Raw genomic sequence first — 20,296 nt, forward strand, 5'->3', positions numbered from 1 at the left:
CGGGGTCCGGCGCATCGCTCGCGGCTGCAGGAAATCAAGATGAAATTGTACCGGAGTCGCCTGGCTTCAGCCCGCGACGCTGCGTCCTCGCACCGCGTTCAAAATGACGGCCCGTGAGATTCATGAAAGCAGGGCGCGTACAATGCTTACTCTTTTAAGGTGCTGTTTAAGCCGTTTGCTTGCACGCCGGACGTGGCCCTTGCCAGGTTTTTCGCTACTCTCGTTACTGGCAAGTCCCGAGAACCGCGCCTTCTCATCAAGCTTCCTTTCGCCCTCATGCCCGAAATCATCAAGCGCCGTTCCGATCGCCGACTGATCCTGTTGCTCGGCGCGCTGGCGGCGTGCGGCCCGCTTTCCATCGATATGTATCTGCCGAGCCTGCCCGCGCTCGCCGCCTCGTTCGGCGTGACCGCCGCCGCTGCGCAGATTACGCTGACCAGTTTCATGCTGGGTTTTTCGCTCGGCATGCTCGTGTACGGCCCGCTCTCCGACGCCTACGGCCGCCGGCCAGTGCTGCTTGGCGGCATCGTGTTGTACACGCTTGCCAGCGTGGGATGCGCGCTGTCGTTTTCCATCCATTCGCTGGTTATCCTGCGCTTTCTGCAAGCGCTCGGCGCGGGCTCGGCTTCGGTGCTGGCGCGCGCGATTGCACGCGATGCACACGCACCGTCGGACGCGGCCCGGGTGTTGTCGATGCTGGCCATTGTCACATCGATAGGCCCGCTGCTCGCGCCGTTGATAGGCGGCCAGTTGCTGCTGCTGGGCGGCTGGCGCGCGGTATTCATCACGCTCACGCTGTTCGGCACGATTTGCGCGGTGACCACGTTTTTGCGGGTGCCGGAAACCTGGCCGCGCGAGAAACGCGCGACATCGGCGCTGGGGCGCTCATTCGCCGCCTACGGCCGTCTTCTCACCGATCCCGTCACATGGGGCCACACGCTGTGCGGCGGCATGGCGTTCGCTTCGATGTTCGCGTACATCACCGCGACGCCGTTTGTGTATATCGACTACTTTCATGTGAAGCCGCAGCACTACGGGTTTTTCTTTGGGCTGAACATTATCGGGATCATCGGCTGGAACGTGGTGAACACACGGCTGGTCGGGCCGCTGGGATCGCTGAAACTGATTTCGATAGCTTCGTTCGTCAGCGTGATCGCGGCGCTGGCGACGGCATTTGTTTGCATCACCGGCTTTGGCGGATTGTGGTCGATCGTCGGCACCCTGTTCTTCGTGGTGGGCGTCGTGGGGTTGTTGTCGGCCAACTGCACGACCGACCTGATGCATCGATACCCGCACAACGCCGGCGCCGCGGCCGCGGTGTTCGGCGCGGTGCAGTTGGCGCTCGGCGCGCTGGCAAGCGTGGCGGTCGGCATGTTCCACGACGGCACGCCGCAAGGGATGGGAATCGTGATCGGGGTGACGGGCGTGCTGACGTTCGTCGGCCGGACGCTCGTGCTGCGCTGGCATGGCACGCCGGTGCGGGCGAGCCGGGCGGGGTGATGTATTCGGCCTTGTTCGGTTTTCCTGATGTATCGCGCGGCGCATTTTGAACAACCCGGCGCGGACAAGATATTCGCACCGGGTTGATGCAACCGCTTGCTCACAAGCTGAGACCGCGTTGCCGTCACCGTCACTTGTCGCCCACCATCCGCTGCAAGAACGTGAACGCAGTCGCTTCCACCCGGGCGATGCTTTCCGCCTCCACGCCCGCGCCGTGACCGCCGTCGCGGTTCTCCAGATACCACACGCGGTCATGTCCCTGCGCCTGCATCCGTGCAGCCATCTTGCGGGCGTGGCCGGGATGCACGCGGTCATCGGTCGCCGATGATGTGAACAGCGCCGGCGGATAGACCGCATCGGTTTTCACGTTTTGATAAGGCGAATAGGTCAGCAGGAAACGCAGGTCGTCTGCCTCCTCGGGGTCGCCGTATTCATCGATCCACGACGCGCCTTGCAGCAGCAAGTGAAAGCGCGCCATATCGAGTAAAGGCACTTCGGACAACACCGCGCCGAACAATTCCGGCCGCTGGACCAGCATGACGCCGGTCAGCAAGCCGCCATTACTTCCGCCTCGAATGGCGAGTTGTTTCGATGTCGTCACGCCCGATGCCACCAGCGCTTGCGCAACCGCGATGAAGTCATCGAAGGCGACCTGGCGCTTCCCGCGCTGCGCCGCCTGATGCCACTCCGGCCCGAACTCGCCGCCGCCGCGAATGTTCGCGACTGCGTACAGCCCGCCGCTTTCGAGCCACGCGATACCCGTGGTTGCATCGTAATGCGGGTCGAGCGCGACTTCGAAGCCGCCGTAGCCGTAGAGCAGGCAGGGCGCAGCTTCCCGACCCTTCACGTTCGCTTCACGGCCGATCAACCAATAGGGGATGGCGACGCCATCGGTCGAAATCGCGTGCCGACGCTCAGCAACAAGACCACTCGCATCGAACTGAGCGGGAAGGCGTGCAAGCAGTTGCCATTCGCGCTCCGGCCGCGCGAAATCGGCGTAGTAAAGCGACGGCGGCGTGAGGAAATGTTCGACGTGAACGAGCACGGTGTCGTCGCGTTCGCTGTCGATGGAATCCACATACGATTGGCTCGCGGCCGGCAGTACGAAATCGCGGCGGGTCCATTCGCCTTCGAGATCGGCCGGGGGACTGAGCAACTCGACGCGCGGTGAACCATCGTCCATTTGCGACACCACCAGCCAGTGCTTAGTGAAGTCGATATCTGCGAGGACATTGCGGCCTGACGGCGTGAACAGCACGGTGAAATTGCGCGCGCCTTTCAGGAAGGCGTCGCGGCGAATGACGAGCAGCGAACCGCTCGCGTAGGTTGTATCGCCCGATTCGTAGGACTCGCGTGGCGTGACAAACAGCCAGCCGTTCCAATGCTCCAGTTCCGCGTGCAGCGGGACATCGTACTGTTGCCATTCGCCGGTGGTTTCATCGAGCCAGTATTGCAGCGTCTCGAAGAACGACGTCGCGCGCGAAGCCAGATGCAGCTTTTCGAGCTGATCGTAATCCGCGCCCGCCGAGACATCGCGACGCTTGCCTTCGAAGACCACGGGGGCATCAGCGAGCTTCGTGCCGCGCTTCCATTTGCGCGCCTGGCGTGGAAAACCGGACGTGGTCAGCGCGGGTTTCTTGTTGTGCGCGCTGTCGTCCCAGCCAACGTAGACCGTGTCGCGATCGATCCACGAAATACCGTGCTTGCCGACATCAGGAAGCGTGAAACCGTCTTCCATGAAGCGCTGCGATTCGATATCGAACTCGCGCACGAGGCATGCGTCCGAGCCGCCCGGCGACAAGCTCACCAACGCCCGGTCCCAGGTCGGATAGAGCATGTCGAAGTCGTGCAGCGCCCAGCGGATGCCGTCTTTGGCGGCGCTCGTGTTCAGGTCGATCTGGTCGACATCCAGGATGGTTTGCCACTCGGGCGTGCCAGCCAGCCACGATGACCAGGGCGTGCGCCTGACGATTCCGAGCGGATGTGTCTCGTCCTGCCACGTGTTGTAGCCCCAGTCGTTATAACGCGTGCACGAAACAATCCGCTCCTGCGATGTATAGGCCGTTTTCAGGCGCGCGCTCAGCGCATCGGTTTCCGGCGTCTTACCGAAAGCCGTTGTCGTACGGGCGTTTTGCGCATCGACCCAGGTGTCGACGCGGTCGTCATCGAGCGTTTCGAGTTCGATGAAAGGATCCTCGGAATCAGACTTTTCCGGCGCAGAAGTCCATGCAAGGTCGGGATGGTCAGCGAGGAAGGTTCGGGTCATGTCGGGAGAGTTGGCTCAGAGGCGAACGCAACTGGGCGCTGCCGCCGATAGTGTCGGTGAACAGAGATTGTGCCTGTTCGACGTGGAGAACGTGCGGCGATGTCGATGACGCCAGGCTGCAACACAAGCCTTGGCGGTCGTCGGACGCACAGTTTTTCGAGATGATTTATTCGGTTAACATGCCGTTCCCGCTCGGTTCGACAGGTGTCGAACCGAGCGGGAACCGGCCCAAAAGGCCGGCACGCAGGGCCATGGATTTCACCGCTTCCGGAGCAACCTTGATTACCGATGTAAAAATTCCTGCCAATGTATTTGTGGCCACACCCAGCTATGGCGGGGTCGTTACAACCAGCTATGTTCAAGGGCTTCTTGATCTTTACGACACTGCCGACCAGCATGGTTTCGGTCTCATGGCGAGTTTCAACAGCTTTGACAGCCTGATCACGCGTGCTCGTAACACCATGGTGGCGGAGTTTCTCGCGGACGAACGATTCACGCATTTGATGTGGATCGATGGCGATATCGGCTTCAACGGTTCGGACGTCGTTCGCCTGCTCCTGGCGGATCGTCCCGTGGTGGCGGGCGTCTATCCGCTGAAAACTGACGGCTGGCCATCGGAGGGTCTGCCGCAAGCGTTGCCGGCCGGGACGACAAAAGCCGATTTCCGGGAACGTTTCGCCCGCTACCCGGCAAACGCGTTTTCCGGCGCGCTGGAGCCGGATGAAAACGGCTTTCTCGATGTCATCGACGCGCCTACGGGATTCATGCTGATCAGACGCGAGGTCTTCCTGAAACTCGCGAGCAGTTTTCCCGAGCTTCAATACCGCCCGGACCTGGTTGATCGACCGGACCATAACGTCCGGAAAACGGGCAAAATCCACCACGCATTCTTCGATACGATGATCGATCCGCAAGGGATTTATCTCTCGGAGGACTATGCATTCTGCCGACGGATCGCGGCGATCGGCATCACGCCGGCCATCGATACGAGATCGAACCTGACCCATCAAGGGGGCGCCATGTTCGAGGGTGATCTGAGCCGCAGTCTTGCGCGCCAACGTGCTGCGCTTCAAGCGAGCGGGGCAGGGGCGTAGAGCGGCAAAATAAGAACAAAAAAGCCGCACACCCTTTCGGGTACGCGGCTTTCTCAGGCAGAACGCTTAACTTCAAGCCAACCGTTCTTCCGTCTTCGAATCGAACAGCACGGCCTTCGATACATCGAACAACAGCGTCATGTTCGTCAACGGTTGCGGGTTGCTCGCCGGGTGCACGCGGCTCACCACGCGCTTGCCGTTCACCTGCGTGAACACCAGCGTATCCGGACCCGTAGGTTCGATCACATCGATCTTCACTTCAATAGGCTGCAAGCGCGCGTCTTCCACGTTATGCGCGCTGCGCGCATCCGTAATCCGCTCCGGACGCAGACCAAGAATCACGTTCTGACCGATCTTGCCGCGAACCGCCGCAGCATCGAACGGCAGGTTCAACACGTTACGCGACACGCCCGTATCGATCTCCAGCCCGACACCGGAGCCGGCCTCGACCAGCTTTCCATCAATGAAATTCATCGGCGGCGCGCCAATGAAACCCGCCACGAACAAGTTCGCCGGCGAATCATAGATATCCTGCGGCGCGCCGAACTGCTGCACCACGCCGTCCTTCATCACCGCGATGCGATCGCCCAGCGTCATGGCTTCGATCTGATCGTGCGTCACATACACAATGGTCGTACCGAGGCGCTGATGCAGCAGCTTGATCTCCGAACGCATTTCGATCCGCAGCTTTGCATCGAGATTCGACAGCGGTTCGTCGAACAGGAACATCACCGGATCGCGTGCCAGCGCACGGCCCATGGCCACGCGCTGACGCTGGCCGCCTGACAACTGGCCGGGCTTGCGATCGAGCAAATGCTGGATCTGCAGCGTGTCCGAGACGCGCGTCACAATTGCCTGCTGCTCGTCCTTCGGCACCTTGCGGATGTTCAGCCCGAACGAGATGTTCTCGCGCACGGTCATGGACGGATACAGCGCGTACGACTGGAACACCATCGCAATGTCGCGATCCTTCGGCGAGAGGTTGTTCACCGTCTTGCCGTCGATCATGATGTCGCCCTTGGTGACCGTTTCCAGGCCGGCGATCATATTGAGCAACGTGGACTTGCCGCAGCCCGAACCGCCCACGAGGATCAGGAACTGACCGTCCTCGATGTCGATGTTCACGCCCTTCAGAACGGGAACGCCGTTCGCATAAGTCTTGTATACGTCACGGATTGAAAGGCTTGCCATGCTATGAATCCTTTAATGTCTCTGCGCTGGATTATCGCCGCGCACATTAGTTGATCTTCTACCGGAAGCGCCGTTCAGTAACTGAATAGCGCTCCACAGGAATCAGCCGTCACTGCATCAGCCCTTCACCGCGCCTGCTGTCAGGCCGCGCACGAAGAACCGGCCGGCGACCATGTAGACGAGCAGGGTGGGCAGGGCGGCAATGATTGCGGCAGCCATGTCGACGTTGTATTCCTTCACGCCCGTCGACGTGTTGACCAGGTTGTTCAGGGCGACGGTGATCGGCATCGAATCAACGCCGGAGAACACGATACCGAACAGGAAGTCGTTCCAGATCTGCGTGAATTGCCAGATCAGGCACACCATGAAAATAGGCAGCGACACCGGCAGCAGGATTTTCGTGAAGATGGTGAAGAAACCCGCACCGTCAATACGCGCGGCCTTCACCAATTCCGCCGGAATGCTCACGTAGAAGTTGCGGAAGAACATGGTGGTGAACGCAATCCCGTAGACCACGTGCACGAGCACAAGGCCGGTCGTGGTGTTAGCCAGTCCCAACATGCCTTGCAAACGCGCCATCGGCAAAAGGATGGCCTGGAACGGGATGAAACAACCGACCAGCAACATGGTGAACACGGCGTCCGCGCCACGGAAGCGCCAGTGCGTGAGCACATAACCGTTGAACGCGCCGATGATCGACGAGAGCAGCACAGCCGGGATCACCATGCGAACCGAGTTCATGAAGAACGGTTCCATGCCGTCGCAACGCACGCCAGTACACGATTGCGACCAGGCCTTGACCCACGGCGCGAACGTGAAGTGCGTCGGCGGCGTGAGCAGGTTGCCGGTGCGCAGCTGGTCGAGGTCCTTGAAGGACGTCGAGAGCATCACGTAGATCGGGAACAGGAAATACAGGGCAAACAGGATCAGCGCCGCATAGATGACGGCGCGGCTGATCGTCATCTTAGATTCCATTGCGCGTGCTCCTCGATTCCAGATACATGAGCGGCACCAGCACGGCGACGACGGTGGCGAGCATCATCATTGACGACGCAGCGCCCAGGCCCAGTTGCCCGCGATTGAACGAAAACGTGTACATGAACATGGCTGGCAGCGACGACGACGTGCCCGGACCGCCCGCGGTCAACGCCACCACGAGGTCGAAGGTCTTGATGGTGATGTGGCAGAGAATCAGCAGCACGGAGAAGAACACCGGCCGCATGCTCGGGATCACGATCTTGCGATAGATCCGCGGCAACGACGCGCCGTCCATTTGCGCCGCCTTGAAGATTTCCGCGTCCACGCCGCGCAATCCGGCAAGGAACAAGGCCATCACGAAACCGGTGGATTGCCACACGGCCGCGATCACCACGCAGAAGATCGCCTTGTCGGGGTTGCCGAGCCAGTCGAACGAAAAGCTGGTCCAGCCCCAGTCGTGGAAGATCTTTTCCAGCCCGAGGCCTGGATTCAAGATCCATTGCCACGCGGTGCCCGTCACGATGAACGACAACGCCATCGGATACAGGAAAATCGCGCGCAATGCGCCTTCATTACGGATCTTCTGGTCGAGCAGGATGGCCAGGAACAGCCCAAGCCCGACGCAGATTCCGATGAACGGAATGCCGAACCAGCCGAGGTTCGCAGCAGACGTCCACCAGACGTCGTTCGAGAACAGTTCGGTGTATCGCTGGAAGCCGGTAAATTCATAGCGTGGCATCAATCGCGAATTCGTCAGCGAAAGCCAGCCGGTGATCAGGATAAAGCCGTACACGAACACGAGCGCGATCAATACGCTGGGTGCGAGGACGAGCTTCGGAATGTATGTATCGGCAAGCGCCGCCAGAGGCGACGTGCGGCGGGGCGGGGTGCGCGAAGTCTTGCTCGCGATACCGCTAGGGGAGGCAGCCACTTCTCGACTCCTGAAAATTTGCCGGCAAGAGTCTCAGGCCGGAACAGGGATGCAGCAGTTATGCAGCAGTATTTGAAGCCAACTCATGCTTGGGTTTTGCCCGGGCGCGCGGCTCGTTAAATAAACCGCGCGCCCGGTGTTACTGAACCAGATGCTTACTTCGTCTTCGCGGCATTCGCGAGAGCGGCAACTGCGCTCTTCGAATCCTGCGTCGAGTTCATGAACTTCGTCACGACGTCGGTGATCGCGCCTGCCGTTGCGTCACCTTGAGCCATGCCGTGCGCCAGCGACGGCACATAACCGCCAGCCTTGATGGCCGTTTGTTCATCAGCGTACGACTGCTTGCCGCACGCATCAAACTTGGCCATCGAGACACCCAGACGAACCGGGATCGAGCCCTTGTACAGGCTGAACTGTTCCTGGAATGCCGGCGACATGATGGTCTTCGCGAGCGCCAGTTGACCCGGCGTTGCTTCCTTCGAACCCTTCTGCTGGAAGAACACGAACGAGTCGACGTTGAACGTGTACTGCTTGGCGGTGCCCGGCACCGGTGCGCAGACATAGTCCGTGCCGGCGGTCTTGTTCGCGCCTGCGAACTCGCCCTTGGCCCAGTCGCCCATGAACTGCATGCCGGCCTTGCCGTTGATGACCATGGCGGTCGCCAGGTTCCAGTCGCGGCCGGTGCGGCCGTTATCGAAATACGTTTCGATCTTGCGCACCGTGTCGAACACGCCAACCATCTGGTCCGACGTCAGCGTCTTCTGGTCCAGGTCGACAATTGCCTTCTTGTAGAAGTCCGCGCCTTGCGACAGCACGACGTCTTCCCACAAGGTCAGGTCTTGCCACGGCTGGCCGCCTGCTGCCACCGGAACGATGCCCTGGGCCTTCATCTTGTCAGCCAGCTCGAAGAATTCCGGCCACGTGGTCGGAACCTTGCCGCCTGCCTTGTCCAGTGCTGCCTTGTTGATCCACAGCCAGTTCACGCGGTGCACCGAGAACGGGGCAGCGACATAGTGACCGTCGGCGTGGATAACCTTGTCGATTTCAGGCGGGAGGTTCTTCTTCCAGTCGCCGGCAACCGAATCGATCGGCACGAGCACGCCTTGCTCAGCCCATTCCTGGATCAGCGGACCCTTGATCTGCGCGGCCGACGGGGCGTTGCCCGAGATGACCTGGGTCTTCAGCGCCGTCATGGCCGCAGCACCCGCGCCGCCTGCAACGGCGAAGTCTTTCCAGGTGTAGCCCTGCTTGGTCATGTCGTCTTTCAACACGCCAACGGCCTTCGACTCACCGCCGGAAGTCCACCAGTGCAGTACCGACACGGATTCAGCTGCCTGAACCGCTTGCGCCGACACGCCGCACAACAGACCTGCGGCGCCGAGCGCGCCGATGAGCTTGCGAAATTTCATTGTTTATCTCCTCCGAACACCTGAACAAAAAACGATTGGCCCCTGATGCCGCCAGGAAGCGATGGCTGGAACATGAACAAACTGAAGTGGCCGGTATCGGCTGTGTCGGCGGGAAGCTCAAGCGTTCTCCAGGGCAAGGAACCTTGGGCACGCCAGCCTGGCCGGCAGACCGAACCACGGCCGCACGGCTCTCAAGAGATGAGTGTGTCGAATCGCAACTTGTGTCTCCTCTTTTGATTTTTGCCCGTTCACACTGGCGTCGACCAGTGCGGCGTGCGTCCGGGGTTTTGCATTAGCTCGGTGTTTTCCCTTGCCCCGCCGATGCCTATCTGGCAAAAGCGTCATCGGCTCAGGTCAATTACCATGCAACTAGACGTGAAACTCCGGGAAAACACGCATGTTCTGGTTGACTAAGTGTTTTTTTCCGGGATCACGTTACCCCTTGATTTGAATTGTAGTTAAACTACAATTCAGTGTCAAAAAAAATTTTATCGGACTACGGTCCTTCTGAATCCCAGCGGAGACACATGCAAAACGACTCGAATTTCACCTTTGTTCTGTTCGGTGGAACTGGCGATCTTTCGATGCGCAAGATCCTGCCGGCGTTGTTTGAAGCGCACCGTGGCGGGATGCTCGCTGAAGGCGGCAAGATCGTCGCGGTAGCGCGCGCCGCCGAAGATCGCGAGGCGTATTTGAATTGGGTCGATGAACACGTCAAGCCGCACGTGTCGAAGAATGGCGTCGACGAAAACGTGTGGAAGGGTTTCCTGGCGCGCTTCGTCTACGTTCGCCTCGACCTCGGCAAGCCCGAAGACTTCAAGCTGCTGCGCGATGCCGTGAACGAACACGCCGGCACGCGGGTGTTTTATCTGGCTACCGGGCCGTCGCTGTTCGTGCCGATCTGCCGTGCGCTCGCCGATGTCGGCCTGAACGAAAATGCGCGCATCGTGCTGGAAAAGCCGCTGGGCTACGACCTGAAGTCGTCGCAGGCGATCAACGACGCGGTCGGCGAGATTTTCGCGGAAGAGCAGATCTACCGGATCGACCACTATCTCGGTAAGGAGCCGGTGCAGAACCTGCTCGCGCTGCGCTTTGGCAATGCGCTGTTCGAACCGCTGTGGCGCCGTGAGTGGGTGGAGAGCATCCAGATCACGATTGCGGAAGAGCTCGGCGTGGAAGCGCGCGGCGATTTCTACGACAACACCGGCGCATTGCGCGACATGGTGCAGAACCACTTGCTGCAACTGCTTTCCATCGTGACGATGGAGCCGCCGCATTCCATGGATTCCGATTCCGTGCGGGACGAAAAGCTGCGCGTGCTGCGCGCGCTAAAACCTGTCGATCCGCGCGACATCAGCAAGGTGGCCGTGCGCGGCCAATATCACGCGGGCGTGATCAAGGGAACGTCGGTACCGGCGTACGCTACCGAAAAGGGTGTGCGGCCGGACAGCAGCACTGAAACGTTTGTTGCGTTGAAGGTGGAAATCGAAAACTGGCGCTGGGCCGGCGTGCCGTTTTTCCTGCGCACCGGCAAGCGGCTGGCGGATCGCACGGCCGAGATTGTCGTGAATTTCCGGCCTGTGCCGCATTCGGCGCTTGGTGCGAACGCGTTGCGCGCGGGCGCGAACCGGTTGGTGATTCGCTTGCAGCCGAACGAGACCATTCGTCTGTACTGCCTTGCGAAACAGCCTGGCGAGGGCATGAATCTCGCCAGCGTCCACCTGGATCTCGCGTTCGACAAGTTCTTCAAGGAAGGGCAGATGGAGGCCTATCAGCGCCTGCTGCTCGACGTGATCAACGGCCGTCTCGCGTTGTTCGTGCGGCGTGACGAGCAGGAAGCGGCGTGGCGTTATGTGGAGCCGATCCTGGATGAGTGGGCAGCATCGGGGAAACCGCCGAAGCCTTATGCATCGGGCACCTGGGGACCGGCGGCCGCGAGCGCGATGCTGGCGCAGCATGGAACATGCTGGCTGGAAGAAGAGAATTAAGCTGTGCATCAGGACTGGTATTGAGACCGTTGTAATGGGTCGGTGGAACGTGTTCAGGACGTACGTGCTGTAGACATGTTGCAATTAAAGCCGAGACAAATCCCGTTGCGCGACGCTGAAAGTGGTTCAAGCTGTGCTCAGGCGTTGTCGCAATGGGCGAAATGAAACCAAAACAAGGCAGCATGGAGGAGCAGTGATCGAGCTTCATACTTTTGATGAGCCAGGCGTCCAATCCGACGCGTTGGCAGAAGCGGTGGGCGACGCGCTTACCGCAATGCTCGCCGCTCGCGCAGCGGCGTCGGCTGATGCCGCTGTGGCAGGAAACGTCACCCAGCACGCCACGCTCGCCGTATCCGGCGGCACGAGCCCGAAGCCGTTCTTGCAGACCCTGTCGACCCATGCGCTCGACTGGGCGCATATCGATGTCACCCTGGTCGATGACCGTTGGGTGCCGGAGACGGACAGCGCAAGCAATGCGCGCCTCGCGCGCGAAACGCTGTTGCAGAACGCAGCGAGCGGCGCGCATTTCCTGCCGCTCGTGGACACGGCGCGGCCGCTGGATGCACACATTGCGGACCTGAACGCCGATCCGCAGCGCCGGGTGCCTGACGTGGCCGTGCTCGGCATGGGCGAGGACGGCCATACGGCGTCCATTTTCGCCGATGCGCCTGAGTGGGACTTCGCCATATCGACGGCTGACCGCTTCGTCTCGGTCCATCCGGGCAGTGCGCCGCATGCGCGGGTGTCGTTGTCCATGTCTGCGCTCAAGGACGTCAAGCAACTCTTCCTGTTCATCAGTGGGCAGAAGAAGCTGGATGTACTCAACGCTGCGCTTGCCGCACCGCAAAAAAACGCCATCTCCACGTTGGCACATGCTCAGGGAGTCAGGCTCGATGTCTACTGGTGTGCAAAGTAAGGCCGTAACGGTAGCGGCCGGAAGTCAGCACGCCGACGGACCCAGGCTTTTGGCCGATGTTGGCGGCACCAACGCGCGCTTTGCGCTTGAGACGGCGCCGGGCGTGATTGGCGATATACGTGTGTATCCGGGCCGGGACTATCCGGGCATTGCTGAGGCAATGCAGCAGTATCTGAAGGACATCAAGGTGAGCCGCGTGAACCACGCGGCCGTGGCGATCGCGAATCCGGTGGATGGCGATCATGTCTCCATGACGAATCACGACTGGAGCTTTTCGATCGAGGCCACGCGCCGCGCGCTGGGCTTCGACACACTCCTGGTCGTGAACGACTTCACCGCGCTTGCCATGGCGTTGCCCGGCCTGACCGATGCGCAGCGCGTGCAGGTAGGCGGCGGTTCGCGCCGGCAAAACAGTGTGATTGGCTTGCTTGGACCGGGTACGGGTCTGGGCGTGTCCGGCCTGATTCCCGCCGATGACCGCTGGATTGCGCTGGGCAGTGAAGGTGGCCATGCGAGCTTCGCGCCGTCGAATGAACGTGAAGATTTGGTGATGCGTTTTGCGCGCACAAAGTTTCCGCATGTGTCGTTCGAACGCGTGTCGGCGGGGCCGGGATTGTTGCTGATTTACCAGGCGCTTGCGGAACGTGATGGCGTGAGTGTGGCGGACGATCTCGAGTCGGCCAGCATTACGCAGCGCGCTCACGATGGTGAGGCGCTGGCGCTTGAAGCCGTGAATTGTTTCTGCGGCATTCTCGGCACGTTTGCCGGGAATATCGCGGTGACGCTGGGCGCTTTGGGCGGGATTTTCATCGGCGGCGGGGTGGTGTTGAAGTTGGGCGAGTTGTTCACGAAGTCGCCGTTTCGCGAGCGGTTCGAGGCGAAGGGGCGGTTCCAGCAGTATTTGTCGAGCGTGCCCACGTTCATCATCACGGCGGAATATCCGGCGTTTCTCGGGGTATCGGCCATTTTGTCGGAGCAGCTGTCGAATCGTGCGAACGGCGGTTCGTCCGCAGTGTTCGAGCGGATTCGCCAGATGCGTGATGCGCTGACGCCTGCTGAGCGCCGGGTGGCGGATCTTGCGTTGAACCATCCGCGTTCGATCATCAATGATCCGATCATCGATATTGCGCGCAAGGCTGACGTGAGCCAACCGACGGTGATTCGCTTCTGCCGCTCGCTGGGTTGCCAGGGGTTATCGGATTTCAAGCTGAAGCTGGCGACGGGGTTGACCGGTACGATTCCGGTGAGCCATAGCCAGGTTCACCTGGGCGACACCGCCACGGATTTTGGTGCGAAGGTGTTGGACAACACGGTGTCGGCAATCCTGCAACTGCGTGAGCATTTGAACTTCGATCATGTGGAACGTGCGATCGACATTTTGAATGGCGCGCGGCGAATCGAGTTCTACGGCTTGGGCAATTCGAACATCGTGGCGCAGGACGCGCACTACAAGTTCTTCCGTTTCGGCATCCCGACCATTGCTTATGGCGACTTGTATATGCAGGCTGCGTCGGCGGCGTTGTTGGGCAAGGGCGATGTGATTGTGGCGGTATCGAAGTCGGGGCGTGCGCCAGAGTTGTTGCGTGTGCTTGAGATAGCGATGCAGCAGGGCGCGACGGTGGTGGCGATTACGTCGAGCAACACGCCGTTGGCCAAGCGGGCGACGGTGGCGTTGGAGACGGATCACATTGAGATCCGTGAATCGCAGATGTCGATGATCTCGCGCATTTTGCATTTAGTGATGATCGACATTCTGGCGGTTGGCGTGGCGATCCGCCGTGCGGTGCCGGCGAGTGCTGACGTGAGTGATGCGATGGCGAAGGTGCGGGAAGCGGGCGATGACGAGACGGGTGCGGTGCTGGATTGGCTGAGCCATGGCGCGGCGGGCATAGCACGCGATTAACGGCGCGCGAGCGAGGAAAATCACGGTGGTAGTCAGAAGCCGTCGATGCGAGGTTCGCATCGACGGCTTCTGTGTATTTGGGGGATACACAAGACCGACAACGATAACTTGGGGCTGTGTTGATCCGAGGGCGATGGTGCTTGCCCGAGAGCGTACGGGGCGAAGCGTGTTCGTGTAAGAATTCGCGAGAAGGAGGGTTTCACACATCGGTGGTTCTGGTGAGCACCGTGCTTTTGGGGTGCCAAAAACATGGAAAGTGCACGCTGGGTCAACTTATGAGCCCGCGTTTTGAAAGCGTTTTCTTTGCTTCGTTTCTTTGTCGCTTTGGACAAAGAAATGACGCGCCGCCACGCGCAGTGGCTAATAGTGATAAAGAAATGAGCCAACTCAAGCAGGCCGCTAAGCCCGAAAGCAGCAACCCGGCAATGACTAAGACCGCTAACGCAGGAACCTGGCAACCCGGCAACCCGGCAACCCGGCAACCCGGCAACAACCCAATCCAGACGACCTAAAATAATCCGCAATCCTAAACAATAGACCACCCAAAAAAAACCCCAGAAACCCGTCCACCGGTGCGAACGAACAAATAAAAAACGGTGCGATGCCCTTTCGGACACCGCACCGATACGCGCCTCTCGCAGCAGCGTGAAAACCTTATGACTCTCTCTCTGTCGTACTTGCTCCGGCTGATTCGTTCGGCTTAGAACGAGTGCTGGATGCCTGCGTACACGCCTGTCTGGTTGTGACCAGGCAGTGGGTTATCGGTCGAAACCGTGTCACCCGCGCTGTTCGCGTTCAGGCCAAAATTTGCTGCCTTGCTGTTACGTGCCGATGCGACCTGGATATCCAGCAACGTACGCTTCGACAGGTTGTACGAACCGCCGATCGTGTAGATGTTGGCATTGCCGCCGCCGTTGTTCGCATTGACGTGATAGACCGCTGCGATCAAAGCTGCAGCCGGCGTAGCTTGCCACGTCACGCCGCCCCATTCCTGATCGGTCGTCGTCGGCGTGCCAGTCGGCGTGTTCGTCATGCCCGACGTGCGTGAAGCCTGATAGACGGCCTGGATCTTGAACTGACCGAGGAAGACGTTGACACCTGCGAAGTACTCACGCGAAGCCGTGAACGGGTTGTCCAGCTGACCGTTGGCTGCATCGCGAATTTCGTCGTACAGGCCGCGCACCTGGAACAGTGACGTGGTGTAGGTGACCTGGAGACCACCTTCACGGCCTTGCGCCGCACCGGGGCCGCCGTTGAAGTGCGTCGAGTTCGAGAAAGCGTACTGACCGTAGACGTCAAAGCCTGCGATCTTCGGCGATTGCCACGACACGTTGTTGCTCGACTGCGGCCAGTTGCGGCCACGTACCAGCGACGCCGACGACCAGTTCGACTGACCGAACGGATCAAAGTCCCACACGCCGTTCGAGATGAACAGTTCGCGACCCAGCAAGAAGGTACCGAACTGGTCGTTGGCGATACCGACTGTCGCCCAACGATTGAAGAGACCGCCACCGCCCGGGCCCGCGCCGGTCATGGTGTTAAAGCTGCCTTCCAACTGGAACACGGCCTTGTTGCCGCCACCCAGATCTTCCACACCCTTCATGCCCCACAGACTCGTACCCCAGTCACCGCTTTCCGCACGGAAACGATTTGCGCTGCCAGTGGTCACGCCATTCGCGCCACCTGTAGGTGCGCCAGACATATATTCGAGACCGGCATCGAGCCGGCCGTAGAGCGTCACGCTACTTTGAGCGTGAGCCGCAACGCCGACCGTCAGCAGCGAAGCCGCGAGCAAAGCTTTCTTCATCATCTCCTCCAACCCTGTCAAAAAATAGAAGCCCAAGTGCGGCGGTAGTGGTTCGGCGCCAGCGCACCGAACCGGAAACTATTTAGAGGGATGACACGCAAAGGGGTGGCGTGCGTAACATTTGGCGGCCTGTTGACTGACCACAAATGTCACAACCAACCCTGGGGATTGGTGTCTCCTCAGTTCTTTTTGAAGTAAAACTACTTTTAATGAACTTCGTTTCCGTACTTTGATTACTAATTTAGCAAATTACCTTTGTGCCGCCAAGAAAATTGTTGGCAACCCACTTTCTGTCTCGAAAATGCAATGAACGTTGTGTTGCATATGTGAGAAAAGTATTGCTAAATTCGCGCAAAGCCTTACTGGATAAGGACATTGGGGATTTGGGACCCCGGCGCTATGGATTGCCTCTATTGACGGACGATGCGCGTGGGGCTAATGCACTGAAGACTTAAAAACGTTTGCATGTTTAGAAATATTAACTAAAAAAGCGCCCCTCGGAGCGCTTTCAGATTTGCCACAAGCCCGGTCTGTAGTTTTACTTCAGGCTGCCCGACAGGAATTGCCTGAGCCGCTCGCTGCGGGCATTGCCGAAAACGTCGTCGGGATGTCCTTCTTCCTCAATTCGCCCCTGATGCAGAAACACCACGTGATTCGACACGTTGCGTGCGAATGCCATTTCGTGCGTCACCACGATCATCGTGCGGCCTTCCTCGGCGAGCGTCTGCATCACCTTCAGCACTTCGCCGACCAGTTCGGGGTCGAGCGCAGAGGTGGGTTCATCGAAGAGCATGACGTCTGGGTGCATGGCCAGCGCCCGCGCGATCGCCACGCGCTGCTGCTGGCCGCCCGACAGATGCGATGGGTATTGCTGTTCGAGCCGCGGCGCGAGCCCCACCTTTTCCAGATAGGTGCGCGCCCGCTCGAGCGCTTCCTGTCTCGACAATCCCAGGACCTTCAGCGGCGCCTCGATCACGTTTTCCAGCACGCTCAGGTGCGACCAGAGGTTGAAATGCTGGAACACCATGGACAGGCGCGTACGCATGCGCTGCAGCTGCTTGGGTTCAGCCGCCTTCAGCGCGCCGTACTTGTCCTTGAGCGTGCGGATTTCCTCGCCATCGACAAAAATCCGGCCCTGGTTCGGCTGCTCGAGGAAGTTGATGCAGCGGAGCATCGTGCTCTTGCCCGACCCGGACGAGCCGATGACGCTGATCACATCGCCGGCTTTCGCCCTTAGCGAGACGCCCTTGAGGACTTCGTTGTCGCCGTACTGCTTGTGCAGGTCATCGACGAAAAGCTTGGTTGCCAGTGTGTTCATGATGTGCCGATCCTGTTCCCGTTTTTTTAGGCTTATTTACCCTGCGGCCGCAAGTAGGCGAGCCAGCGGTATTCGGCACGGCGAAACAGCCAGACGAGCGCAAACGAAATGCACAGATAAAGCAGGGCGGCAATGCCGAACGCCTGGAACGACTGATACGTGGCGGAATTCACGTCGCGGGCAATCTTGAGGATGTCCGGCACGGTGGCGGTGAACGCGACGGTCGTCGCATGCAGCATCAGGATCACTTCGTTGCTGTAGTAGGGGAGCGCCCGGCGCAGCGCCGAGGGCAGGATCACACGCCGGTAAAGCGTGAACGACGACATTCCGTACGCACGCGCGGCTTCAATCTCCCCGTAAGGCGTCGCCCGGATCGCGCCGGCGAAGATTTCCGTGGTGTACGCGCAGGTATTGAGCGTGAACGCGAGTAGCGTGCAGTGCATGCCGTCGCGGAAAAACTGGTTCAGCAGAACGTGGTCGCGGACCACTTGCAGGCTGTAGAGGCCCGTGTAGCAGAGCAGCAGTTGCACGTAGAGCGGCGTGCCGCGGAAGATATACGTGTAGACCCAGACGCCGCGCGAGAGAAACTTGTTCTTCGATACCCGCGCCACCGATAACGGGATCGACAGGCAGAAGCCGAGCACGATCGATACAACCAGCAGCCACATGGTGATGGCCAGACCGGTGATGCGATAACCGTCGGTGAACAAATAGTTGCGCCAGTATTCCTGGATGATTTCGAGCATGGATTCCGCCGCGTGGGGGTTACCTGGGGTTTGCTGTGCTTTTCTTTAAGCGAGGGCACGTGGCGCATATGCGCCAGGTGCCGGCTACGACTGCTTTCGGCTTCTCATGTTTCTCATGGTTGTCATGGCTACAGGTCAGCCTTGCGCACGCCAGACGAGTACCGCCGCTCAAGCCAGATCAGCACGAGATTCGATACCGTGGTGATCACGAGATAGACCGCGCCCGCGAGCAGCGTGAAAAAGAAGAACCGCAACGTGCCCTTGCCGGCGTCTTGCGCGGCCTTGACCACGTCCGCCAGACCGATGATGGATACCAGCGCGGTCGCTTTCACCATCACCTGCCAGTTGTTGCCGATGCCCGGCAGCGCGAAACGCATCATCTGCGGGAACATGATTCGCGAGAAGGTTTGCCATGGCGTCATGCCGTAAGCCGCGCCTGCTTCAAGCTGGCCGCGCGGCACGGAGAGGAATGCGCCGCGGAAAGTCTCGGTGAAATATGCGCCGTAGATGAACCCGAGCACGATGACACCGGCCACGAACGGATCGATATCGATCTGATCCCAGCCCAGGAAATCGGTGAGGTGATTCAACCAGATCTGGATGCTGTAGAACAGGAGCAGCATCAGCACGAGGTCGGGAACGCCGCGCACGAGCGTGGTGTAGACCGTACCGACGCCCGACGAAACCCGGTTTCTCGACAGTTTCGCCGCCGCCCCGAGGAGGCCGATCACGAATGCGAACACGAGCGACAAGACCGCCAGCTTGACGGTTTGCCATGTGCCCGAGAGGATAAGCGGCCCGTAGCCTTGCAGAAACATGGTGATTCCTTGATGACGTGCGCGTGTGCCGTGGCCTTCGCTCTTGCCGCTGTGGCCTGTTCAGCCGCGCTTTTTTTGCCTGAATTCGCGTAACCGCTGTCTGGCGGCCTGCTTCGGGTGTTCGGTGAACCTGGGCCTCTCGAGTTGCTTGGTTCCTGGTTTATCTTCCCCCGCCGTCAGCTGCCGCGCGCTTCTATCTGCCTTTATCCCTGTTTCTGTTCCTCTTCGTCGACAAACCGCTGACTTGTCCGGATGCATCGCCGTCAACCGACCGTCTTCGGCGGAGCTTATTCTAGGCGTCCAAAATTGGTGCGTTTTGTCGACAAAGACCTTTCACCCGAAAAAATGCGACACCGGCTGAAGTCCGCGAACGCGCCATGCGGCTATGCGGGCGCGGTTTTCCGGCAGGGCCGTTCGGCGAGGCCCCAAGATGTCCGGCACCCGCTGACCGTAGAAAAGGCCGGTATTCTACCCGAACCCGACAGGCGAGCCCGAGGGGCAGACTATGCTTCCCATTGCCCCGCCGCTTGGCGCGAATGTCTCGACAAAGCCCGTGCATTGTCGCGATTGCATGCATTTTCAGAACGGTGTGGTGTCTGCGCGGGCGATTGTTTAGCGCGCTGCGCGCCCTTACATTCTCTCCATCGCAATATCACCGGGAGTTCGAAATGTTTGAAATCCGACGCGCCAATGAACGTGGCCACGCTAATCATGGCTGGCTTGATTCGTATCACAGCTTTTCTTTCGCCGGCTACGACGACCCGAAGCACGTGCATTTCGGCGCGCTGCGGGTCATCAACGAGGATCGTGTGGCGGGTGGCCAGGGTTTCGGGACGCACGGCCATCGCGACATGGAAATCATCAGTTACGTGCTCGAAGGTGCACTGTCGCACAAGGACAGCATGGGCAACGGCTCGACCATCCGTCCCGGCGATGTCCAGCGCATGAGCGCCGGCACCGGCGTGCGCCATAGCGAGTTCAACGGCTCGGACACGGAAACCGCGCATTTCCTGCAGATCTGGATCATCCCGGACGCAGCGGGCGATGCGCCGGGCTACGAGGAAAAGCGTTTCGACGACGCTGAAAAGCGTGGCCGGCTGCGGGTGATCGCGTCACCGCAGGGTCGGGACGGCGCGGTGAAGCTGGGTGCGGATGCCGAAGTCTACGCAGGTCTTTTCGACGGCGATGAACGCGCAGAATTCGACGTGCCTTCAGGGCGCCGCGTGTATGTGCATGTGGCGCGGGGCGCGATTTCGGTGAACGGCAAAGCGCTCGCCACCGGCGACGCTGCGAAGCTGGAAGGGGTGTCGAAGGTCACGCTGGATCAAGGCGCCGGCGCTGAAGTGATCCTGTTCGACCTGGCGTAAAGCGGGGTAGAACGGCTACCGGCCGGGTTTTACCGCCTTCGGCCGATAGAACGCAAAAGGGCCG

At 60.0% G+C, this 20,296-nt stretch carries 16 protein-coding genes; 7 read left to right on the forward strand and 9 right to left on the reverse strand.

Annotated elements, in window-relative coordinates; translation table 11 throughout:
- Positions 1-276: 276 nt before the first annotated feature.
- On the forward strand, positions 277-1,500 hold the full coding sequence (locus tag ACSOSP_RS17895; protein ID WP_455308635.1) for a Bcr/CflA family multidrug efflux MFS transporter: 1,224 nt from the start codon (positions 277-279) through the stop codon (positions 1,498-1,500).
- A gap of 130 nt (positions 1,501-1,630) precedes the next feature.
- Here ACSOSP_RS17895 and ACSOSP_RS17900 read toward each other — a convergent pair whose 3' ends face one another.
- A complete protein-coding gene (locus ACSOSP_RS17900; RefSeq protein ID WP_455308636.1) occupies positions 1,631-3,766 on the reverse strand; it encodes a prolyl oligopeptidase family serine peptidase in 2,136 nt (711 codons plus the stop codon).
- A 251-nt stretch (positions 3,767-4,017) separates the two neighbouring features.
- Between ACSOSP_RS17900 and ACSOSP_RS17905 the strand changes: the two genes are divergently transcribed.
- The gene (locus tag ACSOSP_RS17905) at positions 4,018-4,860 is read left to right on the forward strand and encodes a hypothetical protein (RefSeq protein ID WP_455308637.1); all 843 of its coding nucleotides are present in this window, start codon (positions 4,018-4,020) and stop codon (positions 4,858-4,860) included.
- A 72-nt stretch (positions 4,861-4,932) separates the two neighbouring features.
- On the opposite strand, the gene ACSOSP_RS17910 is transcribed toward ACSOSP_RS17905, so the two are convergent.
- The 4 genes from ACSOSP_RS17910 to ACSOSP_RS17925 all read right to left on the reverse strand — a co-directional run bounded on the left by ACSOSP_RS17910 (position 4,933) and on the right by ACSOSP_RS17925 (position 9,369).
- Positions 4,933-6,051 (reverse strand): ABC transporter ATP-binding protein, encoded by a 1,119-nt coding sequence (locus ACSOSP_RS17910; protein ID WP_455308638.1) that lies wholly within the window; start codon positions 6,049-6,051, stop codon positions 4,933-4,935.
- A 117-nt stretch (positions 6,052-6,168) separates the two neighbouring features.
- Positions 6,169-7,026, reverse strand: coding sequence for a carbohydrate ABC transporter permease (locus ACSOSP_RS17915; protein WP_062087516.1), 858 nt, complete (start codon positions 7,024-7,026; stop codon positions 6,169-6,171).
- The gene (locus ACSOSP_RS17920; protein ID WP_455311029.1) at positions 7,016-7,939 is read right to left on the reverse strand and encodes a carbohydrate ABC transporter permease; all 924 of its coding nucleotides are present in this window, start codon (positions 7,937-7,939) and stop codon (positions 7,016-7,018) included. The genes ACSOSP_RS17915 and ACSOSP_RS17920 overlap by 11 nt, the downstream gene beginning before the upstream one ends.
- Before the next feature lie 176 nt (positions 7,940-8,115).
- A complete protein-coding gene (locus ACSOSP_RS17925; RefSeq protein ID WP_031359217.1) occupies positions 8,116-9,369 on the reverse strand; it encodes an ABC transporter substrate-binding protein in 1,254 nt (417 codons plus the stop codon).
- A gap of 527 nt (positions 9,370-9,896) precedes the next feature.
- Between ACSOSP_RS17925 and zwf the strand changes: the two genes are divergently transcribed.
- From zwf to ACSOSP_RS17945, 4 genes are all read left to right on the forward strand, one after another.
- Positions 9,897-11,357 (forward strand): glucose-6-phosphate dehydrogenase, encoded by a 1,461-nt coding sequence (gene zwf / locus ACSOSP_RS17930; protein ID WP_455308639.1) that lies wholly within the window; start codon positions 9,897-9,899, stop codon positions 11,355-11,357.
- A 193-nt stretch (positions 11,358-11,550) separates the two neighbouring features.
- Positions 11,551-12,273, forward strand: a complete 723-nt coding sequence (gene pgl / locus ACSOSP_RS17935; RefSeq protein WP_455308640.1) for a 6-phosphogluconolactonase — start codon at positions 11,551-11,553, stop codon at positions 12,271-12,273.
- Positions 12,251-14,176: a bifunctional transcriptional regulator/glucokinase gene (locus tag ACSOSP_RS17940; RefSeq protein ID WP_455308641.1), complete on the forward strand. Its 1,926-nt coding sequence runs from the start codon at positions 12,251-12,253 to the stop codon at positions 14,174-14,176. The genes pgl and ACSOSP_RS17940 overlap by 23 nt, the downstream gene beginning before the upstream one ends.
- 218 nt (positions 14,177-14,394) lie before the next feature.
- A complete protein-coding gene (locus tag ACSOSP_RS17945) occupies positions 14,395-14,688 on the forward strand; it encodes a hypothetical protein (protein ID WP_455308642.1) in 294 nt (97 codons plus the stop codon).
- A 188-nt stretch (positions 14,689-14,876) separates the two neighbouring features.
- Here the strand turns inward: ACSOSP_RS17945 and ACSOSP_RS17950 are convergent, their stop codons facing one another.
- The 4 genes from ACSOSP_RS17950 to ACSOSP_RS17965 form a co-directional block, all read right to left on the reverse strand.
- Positions 14,877-15,983: a porin gene (locus ACSOSP_RS17950; RefSeq protein ID WP_455311030.1), complete on the reverse strand. Its 1,107-nt coding sequence runs from the start codon at positions 15,981-15,983 to the stop codon at positions 14,877-14,879.
- Positions 15,984-16,521: 538 nt separating this feature from the next.
- On the reverse strand, positions 16,522-17,301 hold the full coding sequence (locus ACSOSP_RS17955) for an ABC transporter ATP-binding protein (protein ID WP_455308643.1): 780 nt from the start codon (positions 17,299-17,301) through the stop codon (positions 16,522-16,524).
- A 32-nt stretch (positions 17,302-17,333) separates the two neighbouring features.
- Positions 17,334-18,047, reverse strand: coding sequence for an ABC transporter permease (locus ACSOSP_RS17960; protein ID WP_062087500.1), 714 nt, complete (start codon positions 18,045-18,047; stop codon positions 17,334-17,336).
- A 128-nt stretch (positions 18,048-18,175) separates the two neighbouring features.
- Positions 18,176-18,865, reverse strand: coding sequence for an ABC transporter permease (locus ACSOSP_RS17965; RefSeq protein WP_455308644.1), 690 nt, complete (start codon positions 18,863-18,865; stop codon positions 18,176-18,178).
- Between the two features lie 668 nt (positions 18,866-19,533).
- On the opposite strand from ACSOSP_RS17965, the gene ACSOSP_RS17970 reads away from it, so the two are divergent.
- Positions 19,534-20,232 (forward strand): pirin family protein, encoded by a 699-nt coding sequence (locus tag ACSOSP_RS17970; RefSeq protein WP_455308645.1) that lies wholly within the window; start codon positions 19,534-19,536, stop codon positions 20,230-20,232.
- The last annotated feature ends 64 nt before the right edge of the window (positions 20,233-20,296 follow it).

The organism is Caballeronia sp. KNU42 (assembly GCF_053760385.1).

Coding starts and splice junctions, on each gene's coding strand:
- ACSOSP_RS17915 (WP_062087516.1), bottom strand. CDS start 7,026: ATGGAATCTAAGATGACGATCAGCCGCGCCGTCATCTATGCGGCGCTG.
- ACSOSP_RS17965 (WP_455308644.1), bottom strand. CDS start 18,865: ATGTTTCTGCAAGGCTACGGGCCGCTTATCCTCTCGGGCACATGGCAA.
- ACSOSP_RS17940 (WP_455308641.1), top strand. CDS start 12,251: ATGTCTACTGGTGTGCAAAGTAAGGCCGTAACGGTAGCGGCCGGAAGT.
- ACSOSP_RS17950 (WP_455311030.1), bottom strand. CDS start 15,983: ATGAAGAAAGCTTTGCTCGCGGCTTCGCTGCTGACGGTCGGCGTTGCG.
- ACSOSP_RS17925 (WP_031359217.1), bottom strand. CDS start 9,369: ATGAAATTTCGCAAGCTCATCGGCGCGCTCGGCGCCGCAGGTCTGTTG.
- ACSOSP_RS17970 (WP_455308645.1), top strand. CDS start 19,534: ATGTTTGAAATCCGACGCGCCAATGAACGTGGCCACGCTAATCATGGC.
- ACSOSP_RS17900 (WP_455308636.1), bottom strand. CDS start 3,766: ATGACCCGAACCTTCCTCGCTGACCATCCCGACCTTGCATGGACTTCT.
- ACSOSP_RS17895 (WP_455308635.1), top strand. CDS start 277: ATGCCCGAAATCATCAAGCGCCGTTCCGATCGCCGACTGATCCTGTTG.
- ACSOSP_RS17955 (WP_455308643.1), bottom strand. CDS start 17,301: ATGAACACACTGGCAACCAAGCTTTTCGTCGATGACCTGCACAAGCAG.
- ACSOSP_RS17960 (WP_062087500.1), bottom strand. CDS start 18,047: ATGCTCGAAATCATCCAGGAATACTGGCGCAACTATTTGTTCACCGAC.
- ACSOSP_RS17905 (WP_455308637.1), top strand. CDS start 4,018: ATGGATTTCACCGCTTCCGGAGCAACCTTGATTACCGATGTAAAAATT.
- ACSOSP_RS17910 (WP_455308638.1), bottom strand. CDS start 6,051: ATGGCAAGCCTTTCAATCCGTGACGTATACAAGACTTATGCGAACGGC.
- zwf (WP_455308639.1), top strand. CDS start 9,897: ATGCAAAACGACTCGAATTTCACCTTTGTTCTGTTCGGTGGAACTGGC.